The sequence below is a fragment of the Prevotella sp. MGM1 genome (assembly GCF_002933775.1).
Lineage (GTDB): Bacteria > Bacteroidota > Bacteroidia > Bacteroidales > Bacteroidaceae > Prevotella.
This window is the reverse complement of sequence record NZ_BEWV01000101.1, coordinates 1-528: the sequence shown is the minus strand read 5'-3', so window position 1 is coordinate 528 and position 528 is coordinate 1. Positions and strand designations below refer to the sequence as shown.

At 46.2% G+C, this 528-nt stretch carries 1 protein-coding gene; it reads right to left on the bottom strand.

Features of this window, described 5'->3' with window-relative positions; all coding sequences use genetic code 11:
• A partial coding sequence (locus MoGM_RS03445; RefSeq protein WP_146078632.1) for a RagB/SusD family nutrient uptake outer membrane protein occupies positions 1 to 528 on the bottom strand: 528 nt, incomplete at both ends.

Sequence of the window (528 nt, the reverse complement as noted above, 5' to 3'; positions counted from 1 at the left end):
CGACGCCACTGTGTCGATACTGTGCTTATAAGCATCAAGTTGTTGGGCTCGTTCGGTCCCTGCCATATCTCGGCATAGTCTGTCGAACTAGTACAGTCATCAAAACCGGAATAATCCATCAACATTGCCGGCAGTGCGGAATAATCTTCTCCAAGAACCGCATTGGCATGCTCGATAACTTTCTCATAGTTGCGCTTGTAAAGATAGAAGCGAGCGGCAAAAGCATGAGCGGCATTAACATTAAAATGCCATTTCGGCTTCTTGAAGTTAATATCACTGATATTCGCAAGTCCCTCTTCGAGGTCTTGTTCTATCTTGGCATAAGTGTCTGCAACTGTACTACGCTCATAAACCTGTATCAGATTTGTACCGCGCTTTGTGACATAAGGTATACCCTTATCGGCTTTACTTGCTTCCTCGTTCTTCCATGCCTGCGAGAAAACGTTGACTAGAATGAAATGGTGAAAAGCACGTGTAAGCAACGCTTCACCATAAGCCGCTTTCAGCACGGGAGTCATCGTCCCGCCG